The sequence below is a fragment of the Burkholderia sp. AU33545 genome (assembly GCF_020419685.1).
Taxonomy (GTDB): Bacteria; Pseudomonadota; Gammaproteobacteria; order Burkholderiales; family Burkholderiaceae; genus Burkholderia; species Burkholderia diffusa.
Window position 1 is genome coordinate 1,117,000 of sequence record NZ_JAIZRQ010000001.1, and the last position, 19,726, is coordinate 1,136,725.

The following is a 19,726-nucleotide window of genomic DNA, read 5'->3' on the forward strand; positions in this document are numbered from 1 at the left end:
TCACCGAGACCAACATGGCACGTTTCTTCATCGATCGCCCCGTCTTCGCGTGGGTGATCGCACTCTTCATCATGCTCGGCGGCGCGTTCGCGATACGCGCGCTGCCCGTCGCGCAGTACCCGGACATCGCGCCACCCGTCGTCAGCATCTATGCGACGTACCCGGGCGCGTCCGCGCAGGTCGTCGAGGAATCGGTGACCGCGCTGATCGAGCGCGAGATGAACGGCGCGCCGGGGCTGCTGTACACGTCCGCGACGAGCAGCGCCGGCGCCGCGTCGCTGTACCTGACGTTCAAGCAGGGCGTCAACGCCGATCTCGCGGCCGTCGAGGTGCAGAACCGGCTGAAGACCGTCGAGGCGCGGCTGCCCGAGCCCGTGCGGCGCGACGGCATCCAGGTCGAGAAGGCCGCTGACAACATCCAGCTCGTCGTGTCGCTGACGTCGGACGACGGCCGGATGACCGACGTGCAGCTCGGCGAATACGCGTCGGCGAACGTCGTGCAGGCGCTGCGCCGCGTCGACGGCGTCGGCCGCGTGCAGTTCTGGGGCGCCGAATATGCGATGCGGATCTGGCCCGACCCGGTGAAGATGGCCGGGCACGGCCTCACCGCGTCGGATATCTCGTCGGCCGTGCGCGCGCACAACGCGCGCGTGACGATCGGCGACATCGGCCGCGGCGCGGTGCCGGACACCGCGCCGATCGCCGCGACGGTGTTCGCCGACGCGCCGCTGAAGTCGCCGGCCGACTTCGGCGCGATCGCGCTGCGCACGCAGCCGGACGGCTCGGCGCTCTACCTGCGCGATGTCGCGCGCGTCGAGTTCGGCGGCAACGACTACAACTATCCGTCGTACGTGAACGGCAAGACCGCGACCGGGATGGGCATCAAGCTCGCGCCGGGCTCCAACGCGGTGGCAACGGAGAAGCGCGTGCGCGCGACGATGGACGCGCTGTCCGCGTACTTCCCGCCGGGCGTGAAATACCAGATCCCGTACGAGACGTCGTCGTTCGTGCGCGTGTCGATGAACAAGGTCGTCACGACGCTGATCGAGGCCGGCGTGCTGGTGTTCCTCGTGATGTTCCTGTTCATGCAGAACCTGCGCGCGACGCTGATCCCGACGCTGGTCGTGCCGGTCGCGCTCGCGGGCACGTTCGGTGTGATGTACGCGGCCGGCTTCTCGATCAACGTGCTGACGATGTTCGGGATGGTGCTCGCGATCGGCATCCTCGTCGACGATGCGATCGTCGTCGTCGAGAACGTCGAGCGGCTGATGGTCGAGGAGGGGCTCGGGCCCTACGACGCGACCGTCAAGGCGATGACGCAGATCAGCGGCGCGATCGTCGGCATCACGGTCGTGCTGACGTCGGTGTTCGTGCCGATGGCGTTCTTCGGCGGCGCGGTGGGCAACATCTACCGGCAGTTCGCGCTCGCGCTCGCGGTGTCGATCGGCTTCTCGGCGTTTCTCGCGCTGTCGCTGACGCCCGCGCTGTGCGCGACGCTGCTCAAGCCGGTGTCCGGCGACCATCACGAGAAGCGCGGCTTCTTCGGCTGGTTCAACCGCTTCGTCGCGCGTGCGACGCAGCGCTATGCGACGCGCGTCGGCACGATGCTGAAGAAGCCGGTGCGCTGGCTCTTCGTGTACGGCGCGCTGACCGCGGCGGCCGCGCTGATGCTCACGCAACTGCCGACCGCGTTCCTGCCTGACGAGGACCAGGGCAACTTCATGGTGATGGTGATCCGGCCGCAGGGCACGCCGCTCGCGGAAACGATGCAGAGCGTGCGCGAGGTCGAGTCGTATATCCGCAACGACGAGCCGGCCGCGTACACGTTCGCGCTCGGCGGCTTCAACCTGTACGGCGAAGGGCCGAACGGCGGGATGATCTTCGTCACGCTGAAGAACTGGAAGGAACGCAAGGCCGGGCGCGATCACGTGCAGGCGATCGTCGCGCGCATCAACGAGCGCTTCGCGGGTGCGGCGAACACCACGGTGTTCGCGATGAACTCGCCGGCGCTGCCCGATCTCGGTTCGACCAGCGGCTTCGACTTCCGGCTGCAGAATCGCAGCGGGCTCGACTACGCGGCGTTCAGTGCCGCGCGCGAGCAACTGCTCGCGGCGGGCGGCAAGGATCCGGCGCTCACCGACCTGATGTTCGCCGGCACGCAGGATGCGCCGCAGCTCAAACTCGACATCGATCGCGCGAAGGCGTCGGCGCTCGGCGTGTCGATGGACGAGATCAACACGACGCTCGCGGTGATGTTCGGCTCCGACTACATCGGCGACTTCATGCACGGCACGCAGGTGCGCCGCGTGATCGTGCAGGCCGACGGGCTGCGCCGGCTCGATCCGGACGACGTGAAGAAGCTGCGCGTGCGCAACGCGCGCGGCGAGATGGTGCCGCTCGCGGCGTTCGCGACGCTGCACTGGACGCTCGGGCCGCCGCAGCTCACGCGCTACAACGGCTATCCGTCGTTCACGATCAACGGATCGGCCGCGGCCGGCCACAGCAGCGGCGAGGCGATGGCCGCGATCGAGCGGCTCGCCGCGAAGCTGCCGGCCGGCATCGGCCACGCGTGGTCGGGGCAGTCGTTCGAGGAGCGGCTGTCGGGCGCGCAGGCGCCGATGCTGTTCGCGCTGTCGGTGCTCGTCGTGTTCCTCGCGCTCGCGGCGCTCTACGAGAGCTGGTCGATCCCGTTCGCGGTGATGCTGGTCGTGCCGCTCGGCCTGATCGGCGCGGTGCTCGGCGTCACGCTGCGCGCGATGCCGAACGACATCTATTTCAAGGTGGGGCTGATCGCGACGATCGGTTTGTCCGCGAAGAACGCGATCCTGATCGTCGAAGTCGCGAAGGACCTGGTCGCGCAGCGCATGTCGCTCGTCGACGCCGCGCTCGAGGCCGCGCGCCTGCGGCTGCGGCCGATCGTGATGACGTCGCTGGCGTTCGGCGTCGGCGTGCTGCCGCTCGCGTTCGCATCGGGCGCCGCGTCCGGCGCGCAGATGGCGATCGGCACCGGCGTGCTCGGCGGCGTGATCACGGCGACGGTGCTCGCGGTGTTTCTCGTTCCGCTATTTTTCGTGAGCGTCGGTCGCCTGTTCGACGTCGGCCCGCGCCGGCGCGGCGGATCGCAGCCGGCGACGATGGAGGGTTCGTAATGACGTTTTACCTGAAGGCATGCGCGCCGCCGCGAGCTCGGGTCGCGCTGGCCGCCACACTCGCGTTCGCGCTCGCCGGATGCTCGCTCGCACCGCGCTACGAGCGCCCAGCCGCGCCGGTGCCGGCCAGCTACACGCCGGTCGATGGCGACACGCAGCCGGCGGTCGAGTCGGCTGCATTCGCCGATGCCGCGCTGCTCGACGACTGGCGCGCGTATTTCACCGATCCGGCGTTGCAGGCGTGGATCGATGCCGCGCTCGCCAACAATCGCGACCTGCGGATCGCGGCCGGCCGGCTCGACGAAGCGCGCGCGCTGTACGGCGTGCAGCGCGCGGACCTGATGCCGTCGGTCGACGCGAGCCTCGGCTACGAACGCACGCGCCAGTACGACCCGGTCGTGCGCGAGAGCGCGGTGAGCGGGCTGTATCGCGCGGGCGTCGGCGTCAGCGCGTACGAGCTCGACCTGTTCGGTCGCGTGCGCAACCTGTCCGATGCGGCGCTCGCCGAGTATTTCGCGACGGCCGACGCGCAGCGCACGGTGCGCATCGGCGTGATTGCCGAAGTCGCCGGCGCGTATGTTTCCGAACGGTCGTTGCGCGAGCAACTGGCGCTGGCGCAGCGCACGCTCGACGCGCGCGAGCGCATCGCCGCGCTCACGCAGCGCCGCTACGCGGCCGGCACGAGCGACGCGATCGAGTTGCGTTCGGCCGAGATGCTGGTCGCGTCCGCGCGTGCGTCGCAGGCCGCGCTGCAGCGCGAACACGCGCAGTCGGTGCGCGCGCTGCAATTGCTCGCCGGCGATTTCGCACGCACCGTGCCGGCCGACGGCACCGCGTTCGACACGCTCGCGATCGCGCCGGTGGCGCCCGGCGCGCCGAGCGCGCTGCTCGAACGGCGGCCGGACATCCGGCAGGCCGAGTCGCGGCTCAAGGCCGCGAACGCGCAGATCGGCGCCGCGCGCGCGGCGTTCTTCCCGCGCATCGCGCTGACGACCGACTACGGTTCGGTCAGCGATGCGTTCTCGAGCCTGTTCGCGGGCGGCACGAGCGTGTGGACGTTCGCGCCGCGCATCACGCTGCCGATCTTCGCGGGCGGCCGCAATCGCGCGAATCTCGACGTCGCGAACGCACGCAAGCACATCGCGGTCGCGGAATACGAGAAGACCGTGCAGACCGCATTCCGCGAGGTGGCCGACGCGTTCGCCGCGCGCGACTGGATCGATCGCCAGCTCGCGGCGCAGCAGGACGTCTATGCGGCCGACGGCGCGCGGCTGAAGCTCGCCGAGCGCCGCTATGCGGGCGGCGTCGCGACGTATCTCGAACTGCTCGACGCGCAGCGCAGCACGTACGAGTCGGGACAGGAGCTGATCCGGCTCAAGGAGCGCAGGCTCGCGAATGCGATTGCGCTGTATCGCGCGCTGGGCGGCGGGTGGGCGCCGGCCACCGCTGGCGAAGCTGCCGCGTGATGTCTTGACCGGGACCGGGCAGGTAGCGGCCGCGCATGGCGATGCGTCGCCGCTACCCCGGTCGGTGTTGCTGCGGTCGGGTCACCGGCCGCGATCGACGACACGCGCATGCGCGCTTCGTCGCGCCTGTTTTTCCCCCACGCAGTCGGGTTGAAGGGCCGCCTTTCACTCGACTCGCATCCCGGCGACCGATTGCGTCGCCGCCGGCCTCCGATCGTGCCGGACTTCCTCCAGTTTCGACTCCATCCAGTGTCGCGAATGTCGTCCCGGCGCACGGCTTTATGCGGCCGCTTTAATTCCGGGTTGACGATTCGATTAATTCACGCATTGCGAATAATCAGGGGCGACGAAGTGTCGCGGTGAAACGTTTGTGCAGATATTGCAATCGTTTGCGCGAAAGTTTCGCGTCGTTGAATATCGCCCGTTAATTTCTTGTTGGTTGAAAATCGTTGAATTGTTTCGTTGTGGTCATGCAACGATGGCGGGATCGGACCGAATTTTGTCGGCTCACATCCGGTATCTGGGAAGTCCATGCCCAGCAAAGAGAAGCCGGTATATTTCAATCGATAAAACGAATTGTCTTTAATTTTCAGTCGGTTCCGAAAAATAGAAAAGGACTGCGGAAGAAAATGTCGTAATTGAGAATTGGCAGGAAGGAATGGGGTTTAAAAATGCGTAAAACAAAGATTGTCATTGAGATTTGACAATGATTTACAAAATTCTTTCACTCTTATCTCGATAATGCCGCCTCGTGACGGACGGGAGCCAACCACACGCTGCCTTTTGTATCCGCCACGTCGTCCATTCCCTTTGCAATTCTCATGGAAAACGTCATGAAAAAAATCCTCCTGAGCGCGGTCGCACTCGCAGCCCTGTCCACCTCGGCCTTCGCAGCGGGCACCGGCACGATCAACTTCACGGGCGAGATCGTCGCGGGCGCATGCGGCATCGATTCGAACTCCGTCAACCAGACCGTGCAGCTCGGCAAGGTGCCGACCAACAAGTTCAAGCAAGCCGGCGACAAGTCGGACGCGGTGTCGTTCGACATCAAGCTGACGGACTGCGACACCAGCATCGCGCAGAACGCGTACTTCACGTTCACGGGCACGTCGAGCGCGGGCCAGCCGAAGCTGCTCGCCACGATCGGTTCGGCAACCAACGTCGGCATCCGCCTGCAGGCCGCGTCGGGCGAATACCTCGACAACGGCGCCGAACAGAAGGCGCCGACCCTGCTGCAAAACGGCACCAACACCGCACGCTTCGCGGCAATGTACGAAGCCACGGCCGCCGGCGTGACGCCGGGTACGGCCGACGGCGTCGCGAACTTCACGGTCCGCTACCAGTAAGCGGCCGTACCGGGGAAGGGGTGTCCGCACCCTTTCTCCGGCTTCCTTTCCTTCACGTCTCACCTTCCCCGGATTTCCGGTAGCGCCGCGTGCGAATCAGACATTCCTTCCTTTGCGTCTCCGTGCTGGTGGTCGGCAGCCAGAGCCATGCGACGGAATTCAATTCGTCGTTCCTCGACATCGACGGCACGAACAACGTCGACCTGTCGCAGTTCTCGCAGCCCGACTTCACGCTGCCCGGCGAATACATGCTCGACGTGCAGGTCAACGACCTGTTCTACGGGCTGCAGGCGATCCAGTTCATCGCGCTCGACGCATCCGGCGCGGGCAAGCCGTGCCTGCCGCCGGAACTCGTCGCGCGGTTCGGGCTGAAACCATCGCTCGCGAAGGACCTGCCGCGCTTTCAGGGCGGACGTTGCGTCGATCTCGGCGCGATCGAGGGCGCGACCGTGCGCTACCTGAAGAGCGACGGACGGCTGAAGATCACGATTCCGCAGGCCGCGCTCGAATTCACCGATTCGACGTACCTGCCGCCGTCGAGCTGGTCCGACGGGATTCCGGGCGCGATGCTCGACTATCGCGTGATCGCGAACACGAACCGCAACTTCGGTTCGGGCGGCGGACAGACGAATTCGGTCCAGGCCTACGGAACGATCGGCGCGAACTGGGACGCGTGGCGCTTTCGCGGCGACTACCAGGTGCAGTCGAACGTGGGCAACACGGCGTATGCGGACCGCACGTTCCGCTTCAGCCGGCTTTACGCGTTTCGCGCGCTACCGTCGATCCAGTCGACGGTGACGTTCGGTGACGACTACCTGAGCTCGGACATTTTCGACACGTTCGCGCTGACCGGCGCGTCGATCCGCAGCGACGACCGGATGCTGCCGCCTTCGCTGCGCGGCTATGCGCCGCTGATCTCGGGCGTCGCGCGCACCAACGCGACCGTCACCGTGTCGCAGGCGGGCCGCGTGCTGTATGTGACGCGCGTGTCGCCCGGCGCGTTCGCGCTGCAGAACATCAATACGAGCGTGCAGGGCACGCTCGACGTCACGGTCGACGAGGAAGACGGCAGCGTGCAGCGCTTCCAGGTGACGACGGCCGCCGTGCCGTTCCTCGCGCGCACCGGACAACTGCGCTACAAGGCCGCCGTCGGCAAGCCGCGGCAGTTCGGCGGCGCCGGCATCACGCCGTTCTTCGGGTTCGGCGAAGCCGCCTACGGGTTGCCGTTCGACATCACGCTGTACGGCGGCTTCATCGCCGCATCGGGCTATACGTCGATCGCGTTCGGCGTCGGCCGCGATTTCGGCACGTTCGGCGCGGTGTCGGCCGACGTCACGCACGCACGCGCGCGGCTGTGGTGGAACGGCGCGACGCGCAACGGCAACTCGTACCGTATCAACTATTCGAAGCACTTCGACGGGCTCGATGCGGACGTGCGCTTCTTCGGCTATCGCTTCTCCGAGCGCGAGTACACCAACTTCGCGCAGTTCTCGGGCGACCCGACCGCGTACGGCCTCGCCAACAGCAAGCAGCGCTACTCGGCGACGATGTCGAAGCGCTTCGGCGACACGTCGACCTATTTCTCGTACGACCAGACGACCTACTGGGCGCGCTCGTCCGAGCAGCGCGTGGGTCTCACGCTGACGCGCGCGTTCTCGGTCGGCGCACTGCGCAACCTGAACGTCAGCGTGTCGGCGTTCCGCACGCAGAGTGCGGGCGCGAGCGGCAACCAGTTCTCGGTGACCGCGACGCTGCCGATCGGCGGCCGCCACACCGTCACGTCGAACCTGACGACGGGCAGCGGCAGCACGAGCGTGAACGCGGGCTACATCTACGACGATCCGGACGGCCGCACCTACCAGATCAATGCGGGCGCGACCGACGGCCGCGCGTCGGCGAACGCGAGCTTCCGCCAGCGCACGTCGACCTACCAGCTGAGCGCGCAGGCGTCGACGCTCGCCAACGCGTACGCGGCCGCGTCGCTCGAAGTCGACGGCTCGCTCGTCGCGACGCAGTACGGCGTATCCGCGCATGCGAACGGCAACGCGGGCGATACGCGCCTGCTGGTATCGACCGACGGCGTGCCCGACGTGCCGCTGTCCGGCACGCTCACGCATACCGACTCGCGCGGCTACGCGGTGCTCGACGGGATCTCCCCGTACAACGTGTACGACGCGACCGTCAACGTCGAGAAACTGCCGCTCGAGGTGCAGGTGTCGAACCCGATCCAGCGCATGGTGCTGACCGACGGCGCGATCGGCTTCGTGAAGTTCTCCACCGCACGCGGCAGCAACCTGTACCTGACGCTGACTGATGCGGCCGGCAAGCCGGTGCCGTTCGGCGCATCCGTGCAGGACGCGGCGAGCGGCAAGGAGCTCGGTATCGTCGGCGAAGCCGGCGCCGCGTTCCTGACCCAGGTGCAGCCGAAATCCGCGCTCGTGGTGCGTGCGGGCGAACGCACGCTGTGCGCGGTGAATGCACTGCCGAACCAGCTTCAACTCGAAGGCACGCCGATTCCGGTGACGTGCCAGACGCCCGGCGAGCCGCATGCAACGGCCGCACGGACCGAACGATGATTTGACGGATCCAGCGATGAACCACGCTTTCTCTCTTTTCTTCCCGCGCCGCGCATCGTGCATGCTGGCCGTGGCCAGCGCGCTGCTCGCCGGCGTCGCGCATGCGGCGATCGTGCCGGACCGCACGCGCGTGATCTTCAACGAAGGCGAACCGGCCGCGATCGTCACCATCACGAACAAGAGCACGACGTATCCGTATCTCGTGCAGTCGTGGCTCGAGGACACGCGAGGCAACAAGATCACGTCGCCGCTGATGGTCGTGCCGCCGCTGCAGCGGGTCGAGGCGAACGAGCGCAACGTGCTGCGCATCGCGAAGCTGCCGGGCACCGAACTGCCGGCCGATCGTGAATCGGTGTTCTACCTGAACATCCGCGAAGTGCCGCCGAAGACCGATACGCCGAACACGCTGCAGATCGCGCTGCATACGCAGATGAAGCTGTTCTACCGGCCGAAGGGCGTGCAGCCCGCGCGTGACGAGGACTGGACGCTGCCGATGACGCTGCGCGTCGACGCGGGGGCGCACAAGCTCGTGTTCGACAATCCGACGCCGTATCACATCACGATCGTCGACGTGGCTTCAGGTGCGCAGAAGACGCATGTGCCGCTGGACCCGGTGATGGTGAGCCCGATGAGCACGGCCGACGTGCCGTTCAAGGTCGCGACGCCGTCGACGTTGTTCGTCACGCACGTGGACGATTACGGCGGCCAGGTGGCGGTCGAGTATGCGTGTGAGGCCGGTGCCTGCAAGAGCGTGAAGAAATGAGCGGCGGGATGCGCGAACGGCGGTTGCCGGCGGCGTGGCTGCGCTGGCTCGTGCTGGGATTGCTGGTCGCGGCCGCGCAGCCGGCGTGGGCGCTAAGATGCCTGACGAACAGCGGTGCGACCTCGCTGACCGAGCCGATCGGCGGTGTCGCGTCGTATCCGACCGACGCGCCGGACGGATACGTGATCTGGGTGTCGCCGGTCCGCACCACGTCAGGGTATTGCTACAAGGACCTCGGCGATGCAGGCAGCCTGAAAGTCGTCGACAACATCTATTTCTACGCGAACCCGAATCGCACGAACCCGGCGGCGTGGGGGCTGGAGATCGGCATCCGCTACAAGGGAATCGACTATTTCGACAAGACGAGTAATCGCGGCGGAGGGGTGTTTACCGGCTATTCGGTACCGCCGTGCAGCAAGTACGACTTCGATCGCGGACGTTGCGAGCAGACCCGTATCAGCATCGACTATCAGGTCGTCGTGCGCAAGAAGGGCAACTGGGTCCAGCCACCGAGCGATATCTACACGGTATTCCAGTTCGACGGCGAGTTCGGGCTGAATGCATACAACCCGAGCTTCCAGTACCGCCTGAGCGGCCTGCGCAACCTCAAGCCGACGCCGTGCTTCGTCGACGTGCTCGTGACGCCCGAACCGGGCATCGTCAATTTCGGACAGGTGCAGGCCGTGGGCAACGGCTTCATGCCGGCGGTGCCGCGCAAGCGGTTCTCGTTGTCGTTGACCAAGAAATGCAACGTCGCGGTACGCGTCGACGGATATTTCGAAACGAGCTATCCGGTTCAGAACGGCTTGCTGGTGCCGGCGAAGGACAGCAATTTCGGTATCGGGATCGAGGACAGCCAGGGCAAGGCCATTCCGTTCAACCAACAGTTCAACCTCGCTCAGTTTCCGTCCAACGTCATGAACCAGAGCGTATTGATGGACGCGGTGCTGAAGTCGTTCGGGCCGCCGAAGATCGGGCGGTTCGATGCGACTGCAACGATCCGGCTGTTCATCTACTGACGCGAGCCGCGCGAGCGCGGCTCGACGCACCGCACGCACCTCACGTGCAAGCGCCGGCATGCCGGCGCTTTTTTCCAGGCTCGCGGCGCGCCGCTCAAAGCACCCGGCGACACACCTTGTGATGGCGATGCGCGAAGTCGCATACGCGGCGCGGATGCGCTTCGGCGGTGGCCGGCACGAACCGTGCGACGGTGGCGGAGGCGTCTTCGTCGAGATCCTGTCGTTCGGCCTGTCCCGTTCGTCAAAACACCGAATCCGTCAATTAATCAGACAAATCCTGACAACCGAAAGGGTCATCTCGTAATCGGATTGAGAATGATTTGCGTTTACGTTAAATTGCGCTATCTCGGAATTTGACGGAGCAGATCGATGGCTATGGCGGAAGTGCTCGAACGACCGGCAGCGGCAACGGCGAACCCGTTCCTCGGCAGTTATCCGGACCTGCCGTCGCGTCCCGCGCCGCGGGCGCGCCGTACCGCCGAGCCGCATGCGCAGGGTGCGCTGCTCGACGTGCTGATCGCCCATCGCGCGATGCTCGTCAACGTCGCGCGCGGCTTCGTCGGTTGTGCGAGCCGCGCCGAGGACGTCGTGCACGACGTGTTCGTGAAGCTCGTCGAATTCCCGAACCAGGACGCGGTGCGCCAGCCGATCGCATACGTGACGCGGATGGTGCGCAATGCGTCGATCGATGCGTGCCGCCGGCAAAGCCTCGAGAACGTCTATCACACGGAAGAGGACGACGGCTTCGACGTGCCGTCGCCGGAACCGACGCCCGAGGCCGCGCTGATGACGCGCGACACGCTGCGCCGCGTGTGGGCCGCGCTCGACGACCTGCCGGCGCGCAGCCGCGCGGCGTTCGAGATGGTGCGGCTGCGCGAGGAGACGCTGCAGACCGCGGCGCGCGCGTTGAACGTGTCGCAGACACTCGTGCATTTCATGGTGCGCGACGCGGAGCGGCACTGCGCGGAATGCCTCGACGCGTGCCATCGCGGTGACGCGTGCCCGGTGTTTCTCGGCGGCCGCGCGCGGCGCCGGTAAAAAATCGCGCCGGCCAATCGTCTTCAAGACAGGAGCGGCCGATCCGACAGTTCGCCGCTTCGCCTCCTTCAACCGCCTCCCGCTTTTTTCGATCATGACGCAAGCCACGACGCCTTCCGCCGACACCGACGACCTCGTCTACACGGTCGTCATCAACGACGAAGAACAGTATTCGATCTGGCCGACGTTCCGGCCCGTGCCGGCCGGGTGGCGCGAGGTCGGCGTGCGCGGCCCGAAAGCCGACTGCCTCGCGCACATCGAGACCGTCTGGACCGACATGCGCCCCGCGAGCCTGCGCCGCGCGATGGACGGCGATCGCGCAACGCGCGCGTCGTGACCCGCTGCGCCGCGTGTGCGGCGCGCCACCTGAAGAGGACGTTGCATGACCCTGCTTTCGTTGCCGACGCTCGACGACCTGCGTATCGAGCCGGGGCTGCCCACCGTCGTGTCGCCGCGCGGCGCCGGCGGCATGTCGATCGACGAGATCGCGCCGCTCGCGCATGCGATCGCGGCCGACACGCTCGAACGGGCGGGCGGTGTGCTGTTCACGGGCTTTCACGTGCCGTCGATCGACGCGTTCCAGCAGTTCGCGGCGTCGTTCGGCGATCCGCTGATCGGCTATGAATACGCGTCGACGCCGCGCAGCCAGGTCGAAGGCGCCGTCTACACGTCGACCGAATACCCGCCGCATCGCGCGATTCCGCTGCACAACGAGCAGTCGTACACGCGCGAGTGGCCGCTGCGGATCTGGTTCCATTGCGCGCTCGCGGCGCCGAAAGGCGGCGCGACGCCGATCGCGGACAGCCGCGTCGTCTACCGCGCGCTCGATCCGGCGCTGGTCGCGCGCTTCGAGCAGCGCGAGCTGCTGTACGTGCGCAACTTCGGCCAGGGGCTCGACCTGCCGTGGCAGCAGTCGTTCGGCACCGACGAGCCGGCCGAGGTCGAGCGGATGTGCGCGGCGCGCGGCATCGAATGCACATGGCGCACGGACGACGACGGCGAACTGCTGCTGCGCACGCGCGAACGCTGCCAGGCTGTCGCACGCCACCCGTGCACGGGCGACCGCGTGTGGTTCAACCAGGCGAACCTGTTTCACCTGTCGGCGCTCGACGACGACATGCAGGAAGCGCTCGTCGACGCGGTCGGGCTCGAGAACGTGCCGCGCAACGTGTATTACGGCGACGGCGCGCCGCTCGAGGCCGACGCGCTCGCGGAAATCCGCGGCGTGCTCGATCGCCAGCGCATCGTGTTCCCGTGGCGCACGGGCGACGTGCTGATGCTCGACAACATGCTGACCGCGCACGCACGCGACCCGTTCGAAGGGCCGCGCAAGGTGGTCGTCGCGATGGCGCAAAGTCATACGGTCCCGCGCGCGGCCGAACGGAGGACCGATGACGCGTAGTACCGCCGCGCTGGCCGCGCGCGGATTGACGGTGGGTTATCGCGACCATGTCGTGATCGACGGGCTGGACCTGTCGATCGCGGCCGGCCGCGTGACCGCGCTGTGCGGCCCGAACGGCTGCGGCAAGAGCACGTTGTTGCGCACGCTCGCGGGCCTGCAGCCCGCGCGTGCGGGCCGCATCGACGTGAACGGCAAGCCGCTCGCGTCGTTTCGCCGTCGCGCGCTCGCGCGCGAGCTCACGATGCTCGCGCAGTTCAACCAGATTCCGTCGGGGCTGACCGTGCGCGAGCTGGTCGCGTACGGCCGCTACGCGTATGGCGGTTTCCTGCGTGGGCTGTCGCGCGCCGACCATGCGGCGATCGACGAGGCGCTCGAGACGAGCGGCCTGGCCAGCGACGCCGGGCGTGACGTCGGCGCGCTGTCGGGCGGCGAGCGGCAGCGCGCGTGGATCGCGATGGCGCTTGCGCAGCAGGCGTCGATCGTGCTGCTCGACGAGCCGACGACCTATCTCGACATCCATCATCAGCTCGACATCCTCGACGCGCTGCGCGCACTGAACCGCGCGCGCGGGCTGACGATCGTGTGGGTCCTGCATGACCTGAACCAGGCAGCCGCGTTCAGCGACGACATCGTGCTGATGCGTGCCGGTCGCCTTGTCGCGCAGGGCTCGCCCGACGCGATGCTGGAACCGGCGCGGCTGCGCGCGGCGTTCGGCGTCGACATGCTGAAGCTCGCGCATCCGCAGACGGGCGCGCCGATGTGCGTGCCGGCATACGGGCCGCCGGCATCCGGCACGGCGGACGGGTTCGATCGCGCCGTTCACCGGGATATCGCCGTATGACGACGTTCGCGATGCGCAAGCGGCTCGCGGCGAGCGGGCAGGGCGCGGCATCCGGCGGCCGTGCCGGCGCGCTCGCGCTCGGCCTCGTCGTGCTGATCGCGGTGCTGGCGGTGCTGCGCATCGCTCCAGACCTTCGCGCGTGGTGGAGCGCGATGCCGGGCAGCGACGCTGCCGCGCTCGCGGGCGTGTTCCTGTTCGACCTCAACCTGCCGCGTGTCGCGGCCGCGCTCGTCGCGGGCGGCTGCCTCGGCATCGCGGGCGCGCTGTTCCAGTCGCTCACGCGCAACCCGCTCGCATCGCCCGACCTGCTCGGCGTGACGGGCGGCGCCCAGCTCGGCCTGCTCGCGGCGATGCTGGTGCCGGCGCTCGCCGGTGTCGCGTCGGTGCCGCTGCTGTTCGTCTGCGGGCTGATCGCCGCCGCGTGCGCGATCGTCGCGGCCGGCGGCTGGCGCGCGACGCCGCTGCGGCTCGTGCTTGCGGGTAGTGTGTGCATGCTGCTGTTCGCGGCACTGTCGACGCTCGTGCTCGCATTCTTCGAGCAGAACATCGCGGGCGCGGCGCTGTGGACCAACGGCAGTCTTTATCAACCCGGCGCGACCGGGCTCGCGCTTGCCGCGCGCTGGCTCGTCGTGCCGTTGCTCGCGCTGCCGTTCGTGATCCGGCCGCTGAATCCGCTCGCGCTCGGCGACGAGGCGGCGGCCACGGCCGGCGTGCGCGTCGACGCGGCGCGGCTCGCGGCGACGATCGTCGCGGTCGCGTTCACGAGCGTGGCCGTCAGCATCGCGGGTCCGCTGTCGTACGTCGGGCTCGTCGCGCCGAACCTGGTGCGCCAGGTGCGCGGCGCACGCGCGGCCCGGCTCGGCGTGCTGGTGCCGCTGTCGGCGCTTGCGGGTGGCGCGCTCGTGCTCGTCACCGACAGTGCGGTGCTCGCGTCGGGTCTCGACGCGACGCTGTCGACCGGCGTCGCGATCGCGCTCGTCGGCACGCCGCTGATGCTCGCGATGATCCGGCGCGGTGCTGCTTGGTCGGGCGTGCTGCATGCTCATGCCGAACGCGCGGCCGGCAGCGGGTCGACGCGGGTGGTCGCCTGGCTCGAGGAGCTCGGCTGGCCGCTGCGCACCGCGCTGTTCGTCGCGGCCGGCGTGCTCGTCGTATTCGCCGGCGTGTCGGCCGGCCCCGAATGGCTGTCGCCGGCACGCTGGTCCGCCGCGCTGTCGGGTCACGATGCCGTCGCGCGAATGCTGATCGACCTGCGCCTGCCGCGGCTGCTGTGCGCGCTCCTCGCGGGTGCGCTGCTCGCCGTGAGCGGCGTCGCGATGCAGAGCGTCGTGCGCAACCCGCTCGCCGGCCCCGAAGTGCTCGGCGTCACGCAGGGCGCGGGGCTCGTCACGCTGTTCGCGTTGTCGACGTGGCCGCTGATGGGGCACGTGACGCTCGCCGTGGCCGCGTTGAGCGGCGGTGCGCTGTCGCTTGCGATCACGCTCGCGCTGAATCACCGGCACCGTTATGCACCGCTCGCGGTCGCGCTGACCGGCATCGTGATCGGTGCGTTGTGGACCACGCTCGCGCAATGGCTGATCACGCAGGAAAGCGTGCAGCCCGCGCGCTTCGTCGTGTGGCTCGTCGGCGGCACCTACGGCCGCGGCTGGGGCGAGGTGTCGATGCTGCTGCCGTGGTGCGTGCTCGCGGTCCCCGTGTTCGCCTGGCTCGCGCGGCCGCTCGACATGCTCGCGCTCGGCGACGACCAGGCGGCCGCGCTCGGCCTGCCGGTCGCCGCGCTGCGGCCGCTCGCGCTGACGATCGCGACGCTCGCCGCGTGCGCGGCCGTCGCGGCGGTCGGGCCGGTCGGCTTCATCGGACTGATGGCGCCGCACGTCGCGACGATGCTCGGCGCGCGCCGGCACCGCACGCGGCTGTGGCTCGCGGCCGCATGCGGCGCGCTGATCCTCGGGTGTGCCGACCTGGCCGCCCGCACGGTCGTCGCGCCGCGCGAAGTGCCCGCCGGCGTGCTGACCGCGCTGATCGGCGCGCCGTATCTGCTCGGGCTGCTGATCCTCGAGGGGCGCCGCGCGCGGCGCGCGGGGCGATGACACCGGCGCTCGACGGTGCACGCGCCACGCGCTTCTCCGCGTTCGCCCCCGAACCGTTCACCGCGCATCTCGAAGCGGTGTGGCTCGGGATGCCCGACGACGCGCACGCGCCGGGCCGGATCATCGTGCCGGTCGCCGCGCTGCCCGATCATCGCGATGCGCTGCTCGACGCGATGGTCCGCCACTACGGCGGCGATCCCGCGCTGCATGCGCGCGCGCTGATGTCGCAATGGAGCAAATACTATTTCGGCCGCGCGGCGCCGGCCGGCGTCGTCGCCGCGCTGACGCTCGGCCGGCCGCTCGACATGACGCCGGACCGCACGTTCGTCGCGCTCGACGACGGGATGCCGGCCGCGCTGTATTTCGCGCCGGACGCGCTCGGCGCGCCGTGCATCGCGCCCGCGCCGCGCTATGCGGGGCTCGTCGCCCATCTCGGCGCGGTGATCGGCCTGCTCGCGGCGATGGGCCGCGTCACGCCGCGCGTGCTGTGGAGCAACGCGGGCAACCTGCTCGACTATCTGCTCGACACGTACCGTTCGCTGCCGTGCGCGGCCGATCCCGCTCGCGATGCCGACTGGCTGTTCGGCGCGGCCTGCGTCGAAGGTGAGCCGAATCCGCTGCGCCTGCCGGTACGCGACGCCGTGCCGCGCTCGCCGCTGCTGCCGACGCCGTTTCGCGCGCGCCGCGTGTGCTGCCTGCGCTATGAAATTCCTGGAGAAACGCAACTGTGTGGAAGCTGCCCCCTGCTGTTGACGATGGACGACGCGGCGCTGGCCGAGCAGGATGCGATCCGGTGACTCCGGCACCGCATGCCGGCCGCCGCCATGCGCTTGCCGCACTGGCCGCGTTCGGCGCTGCTTGCTGCGGCGCGCATGCGGCGCCGGCCGCCGCGGTCGCGAACGACGCGCGCGACGGGCAGGGCAGCACGCCTTCGCAATCGGGCCGCTCGCTCGCCGGCAACCCCGTCGTATCGCAGGCGAGCGCGACGATGCCGGTGCAGCCGCAACGTGTGGTCGCGCTCGACTTCATGTTCGCGGAAAGCGTGATCGCGCTCGACATCGTGCCGGTCGGCATGGCCGATACCGCGTTCTATCCGGGCTGGCTCGGCTACGAGAGCGACCGGCTCGCCCGTGTGACCGACATCGGCTCGCGCCAGGAGCCGGGGCTCGAGGCGATCGCCGCCGTGAAGCCCGACCTCATCCTCGGCGTCGGCTTCCGGCATGCGCCGATCTTCGCCGCGCTCGACCGGATCGCGCCGACGATCCTGTTCCAGTTCAGCCCGAACGTGTCGGAAGGCGGCGTGCTCGTCACGCAGCTCGACTGGATGCGCCGGATCTTCCGGACGATTGGTACCGTGACCGGACGCGACGCGCGCGCGAAGGCGGTCGAAGCACAACTCGACGCGGGGATCGCGCGCAATGCATCGCGGCTCAAGGCCGCGGGCCGCAGCGGCGATCGCATCGCACTGCTGCAGGATCTCGGGCTGCCCGACCGCTACTGGGCATATACCGGCAACAGCACGTCGGCGGGCCTCGCGCGCGCGCTCGGGCTCGACCCGTGGCCGAAGAAGCCGACGCGCGAAGGCACGCTTTACGTGACATCCGCCGACCTGCTCCGGCAACGCGATCTCGCCGTGCTGTTCGTCACCGCGACGGGGATGGACGTGCCGCTGTCGTCGAAACTCGACTCGCCGGTGTGGCGTTTCGTGCCCGCGCTGCGCGAACGCAGGATCGCGCTCGTCGAACGGAACATCTGGGGGTTCGGCGGGCCGATGTCGGCGCTGAAGCTGGCCGACGTGATGACCGATACGATGCTGAAGCTGCCGGCCGTGCGCTGAGCGAGCGAATCGTCGTCGCGGGCAGGGGAAGCGCGTGGCCGAGCGTCGCGTAGTTGTTCGCGTGTCGCGGCGTCGCGATGGCGTCATCTATACGTCAGCATGACGAACGATATTTCCTTTCGACTTTTCCGGTCCGTTGCGCTCCGCCGAGCCGAATACCGACTGCCTGCGCGCCGCAATCGCCGCGCGCAGGCGGCCGGTGTTCACGCGTGCCTACGCGCTCAGCGCATCGGCACCGTCCCGTGCGCGTGACCGCGCGGGCGTCGTGTCGCTGACGATCTGCCCGTTGTCGAGCTTCAGCAGCCGATCGGCGAGATCGAAATAGCGGTCGTCGTGCGTGATCACGATCACGGCCTTGCCGCGCGCGCGCAGCTCGGGCAGCAGTTGCTCGTAGAACACCGCCTTGAACGACGGATCCTGGTCGGCCGCCCATTCGTCGAACAGGTAGAACGGCCGGTCCTCCAGATACGCGACGACGAGCGCGAGCCGCTTGCGCTGCCCGGTCGACAGCGCGCGGTTCGAGAACGCGCCGTCGACGACCTTCACCTTGTGATCGAGCGCGAGCTTCGCGACCAGCGCGTTCGCGCGCGCATCGGCCTGTGCGCGCGCCGGATCGTCGGGATCGACGATGCCGAGCAGCGCATCGAACAGATGGAAATCGTTGAACACCGCGCTGAAGCGCTGCCGGTACGCAGCACGCTCGCGCCAGCCGATCGTCCGGCCGTCGACCTCGATCGCGCCTTCCTCCGGCTCGTAGAGCCCCGTCAGCACCTTCGCGAGCGTCGTCTTGCCGCTGCCGTTGCCGCCGACGATGAACACGAGCTCACCCGGCCGGATCGTCAGGTCGATCGGCCCGATCCGGAACATCCGTTCGTCACGCTCGTGGAAATACGCGTGCGTGACGCCCCGCAGCGTGACGGCGCCGGCCGGCGGTACGTCGGGGGCGTCGCTGGCGGGCGGCACCGTGCGCAGCGCACCGAATTCGGCCATCACGCCTTCGATGCGCCCGAGCGACACGCGCGCCGCATTGACGGTCGGCAGGTTGTTCAGCAGTCCGTCGAGCGGCACCAGCATGAACAGGAACACGACGACGTAGCCGGCCGCCGTACCTGCATCGGCATGCACGCCCAGCTGCGGCCAGAACGCGGCCGCGCCGAGGAACACGTAGAACAGGAAGATGATCCAGCCGACGCCGACCGCATACGCGCTGAACGCGCGGCGGCGGTGGTCGCGCACTTCGCCGATCGCCGCGCCGAGCTGGCCGTCGACGAACTGGCGCGCGCGCGCGTCGTGCAGCTTCAGTTCCTTCGCGCCGGAGAACAGCGAGCCGAGATGGCCGAACAGGCGATCCTGCGCGTGGCCGGCCGCCTCGAGCGACGCGATCGCGCGGCGATCGCCGGTGTGATAGCCGAGCGAGCCCGCGACGATCGCGGTCAGCGCGAGCAGGCACACGGGCCACGACAGCCACGCGAGATAGCCGAGGCAACCGAACACGATCGAGCCGTGCATCACCAGGTTCGGCAGCGCGAAGAACAGCATCGACACGTTGGTCGCGTCGTCGGTCAGCACCGACTGCACGGGCGCCGCGCCGATCCGCTCGATGTCGCGCAGCTCGGCCGCGCCGACGCGCCGCGCGAGATGCACGCGCAGCCGCGCCATCGTGTCCTGCGACAGCCGGGCGAACAGCGTGCCCGACACGATGCGCGTGACGAGCGCGATCACCGCGCACAGCGCGAAGCGCCACGCGAGCGACACGTCGGCCGCACCGGGCGTCGCGAGCGCGCGGTTCAGCGTCGCGACGAGCAGCACGCTCGCGACGCCATTGAGCACGCATGCGACGAGCGCCAGCGCGAGCGACGCGCGGCTTTCGCGCAGCAGCGCGAGGATCAGGCGGGCCGCGGGGCGGCCGGGGGAGGCGTCGAGGGACGGCGGGGAAGAAGGCTCGTGGGCGGCGGTCATCGGCAACATCGGTAAATGAAGGGCAGGCAAATCCTGCGGAAACGGCGGGATTGATGCGAAAGCAGCGCGCGGGACGGGCCAGTCGCGGCTTTCCTCCCTGATAGACGAACGGGGCGCGCAAATATTTAGCCATGCCTTCAAAAAACGCATCCGTTCTCGCTTTGCGCGCAAAACGGTAAAAAATCGGCCGCGCCGTTCGTCACACCAGTGAAGCCGCCCCATGCGGCCCCGAGACTTGGC

Annotated in this window: 16 protein-coding genes; 13 read left to right on the top strand and 3 right to left on the bottom strand. The window is 68.5% G+C overall.

Annotation, left to right across the window (positions count from 1 at the left end):
• The first annotated feature begins 14 nt into the window (after window positions 1-14).
• Window positions 15-3,149, top strand: a complete 3,135-nt coding sequence (locus LGM71_RS05185) for a multidrug efflux RND transporter permease subunit (RefSeq protein WP_226114156.1) — start codon at window positions 15-17, stop codon at window positions 3,147-3,149.
• Window positions 3,149-4,615, top strand: a complete 1,467-nt coding sequence (locus LGM71_RS05190) for an efflux transporter outer membrane subunit (protein WP_226114157.1) — start codon at window positions 3,149-3,151, stop codon at window positions 4,613-4,615. Before LGM71_RS05185 ends, LGM71_RS05190 begins: the two co-directional genes overlap by 1 nt.
• Before the next feature lie 320 nt (window positions 4,616-4,935).
• On the opposite strand, the gene LGM71_RS05195 is transcribed toward LGM71_RS05190, so the two are convergent.
• The gene (locus LGM71_RS05195; protein ID WP_226114158.1) at window positions 4,936-5,178 is read right to left on the bottom strand and encodes a hypothetical protein; all 243 of its coding nucleotides are present in this window, start codon (window positions 5,176-5,178) and stop codon (window positions 4,936-4,938) included.
• Window positions 5,179-5,448: 270 nt separating this feature from the next.
• Between LGM71_RS05195 and LGM71_RS05200 the strand changes: the two genes are divergently transcribed.
• The 4 genes from LGM71_RS05200 to LGM71_RS05215 all read left to right on the top strand — a co-directional run bounded on the left by LGM71_RS05200 (window position 5,449) and on the right by LGM71_RS05215 (window position 10,319).
• On the top strand, window positions 5,449-5,961 hold the full coding sequence (locus LGM71_RS05200; RefSeq protein ID WP_226114159.1) for a fimbrial protein: 513 nt from the start codon (window positions 5,449-5,451) through the stop codon (window positions 5,959-5,961).
• A 122-nt stretch (window positions 5,962-6,083) separates the two neighbouring features.
• Window positions 6,084-8,537, top strand: a complete 2,454-nt coding sequence (locus LGM71_RS05205) for a fimbria/pilus outer membrane usher protein (protein WP_226114250.1) — start codon at window positions 6,084-6,086, stop codon at window positions 8,535-8,537.
• A 16-nt stretch (window positions 8,538-8,553) separates the two neighbouring features.
• Complete coding sequence (locus tag LGM71_RS05210) at window positions 8,554-9,300, top strand: molecular chaperone (protein WP_226114160.1); 747 nt, start codon at window positions 8,554-8,556, stop codon at window positions 9,298-9,300.
• On the top strand, window positions 9,297-10,319 hold the full coding sequence (locus LGM71_RS05215) for a fimbrial protein (protein ID WP_151051726.1): 1,023 nt from the start codon (window positions 9,297-9,299) through the stop codon (window positions 10,317-10,319). The genes LGM71_RS05210 and LGM71_RS05215 overlap by 4 nt, the downstream gene beginning before the upstream one ends.
• 94 nt (window positions 10,320-10,413) lie before the next feature.
• Here the strand turns inward: LGM71_RS05215 and LGM71_RS05220 are convergent, their stop codons facing one another.
• On the bottom strand, window positions 10,414-10,497 hold the full coding sequence (locus tag LGM71_RS05220) for an HHHH-motif protein (RefSeq protein WP_413226850.1): 84 nt from the start codon (window positions 10,495-10,497) through the stop codon (window positions 10,414-10,416).
• 191 nt (window positions 10,498-10,688) lie between these two features.
• Between LGM71_RS05220 and LGM71_RS05225 the strand changes: the two genes are divergently transcribed.
• From LGM71_RS05225 to LGM71_RS05255, 7 genes are all read left to right on the top strand, one after another.
• Window positions 10,689-11,357, top strand: coding sequence for an RNA polymerase factor sigma-70 (locus LGM71_RS05225; protein WP_059606711.1), 669 nt, complete (start codon window positions 10,689-10,691; stop codon window positions 11,355-11,357).
• Window positions 11,358-11,451: 94 nt separating this feature from the next.
• A complete protein-coding gene (locus tag LGM71_RS05230) occupies window positions 11,452-11,694 on the top strand; it encodes an MbtH family protein (RefSeq protein WP_059510746.1) in 243 nt (80 codons plus the stop codon).
• 45 nt (window positions 11,695-11,739) lie between these two features.
• A complete protein-coding gene (locus LGM71_RS05235) occupies window positions 11,740-12,759 on the top strand; it encodes a TauD/TfdA family dioxygenase (protein ID WP_226114161.1) in 1,020 nt (339 codons plus the stop codon).
• Window positions 12,749-13,600 (top strand): ABC transporter ATP-binding protein, encoded by an 852-nt coding sequence (locus tag LGM71_RS05240; protein WP_124902466.1) that lies wholly within the window; start codon window positions 12,749-12,751, stop codon window positions 13,598-13,600. The genes LGM71_RS05235 and LGM71_RS05240 overlap by 11 nt, the downstream gene beginning before the upstream one ends.
• Window positions 13,597-15,690 carry a Fe(3+)-hydroxamate ABC transporter permease FhuB gene (gene fhuB, locus LGM71_RS05245; protein WP_226114162.1) on the top strand — a complete coding sequence of 698 codons (2,094 nt, stop codon included), beginning with the start codon at window positions 13,597-13,599 and terminating at the stop codon, window positions 15,688-15,690. Before LGM71_RS05240 ends, fhuB begins: the two co-directional genes overlap by 4 nt.
• Entirely contained in the window at window positions 15,687-16,487 is an 801-nt protein-coding gene (fhuF, locus tag LGM71_RS05250; RefSeq protein WP_226114163.1) for a siderophore-iron reductase FhuF, read from the top strand. The genes fhuB and fhuF overlap by 4 nt, the downstream gene beginning before the upstream one ends.
• A 191-nt stretch (window positions 16,488-16,678) precedes the next feature.
• The gene (locus LGM71_RS05255; protein WP_413226851.1) at window positions 16,679-17,527 is read left to right on the top strand and encodes an ABC transporter substrate-binding protein; all 849 of its coding nucleotides are present in this window, start codon (window positions 16,679-16,681) and stop codon (window positions 17,525-17,527) included.
• Window positions 17,528-17,740: 213 nt separating this feature from the next.
• Here LGM71_RS05255 and LGM71_RS05260 read toward each other — a convergent pair whose 3' ends face one another.
• Entirely contained in the window at window positions 17,741-19,486 is a 1,746-nt protein-coding gene (locus LGM71_RS05260) for a cyclic peptide export ABC transporter (RefSeq protein WP_226114165.1), read from the bottom strand.
• Window positions 19,487-19,726 lie beyond the last annotated feature (240 nt).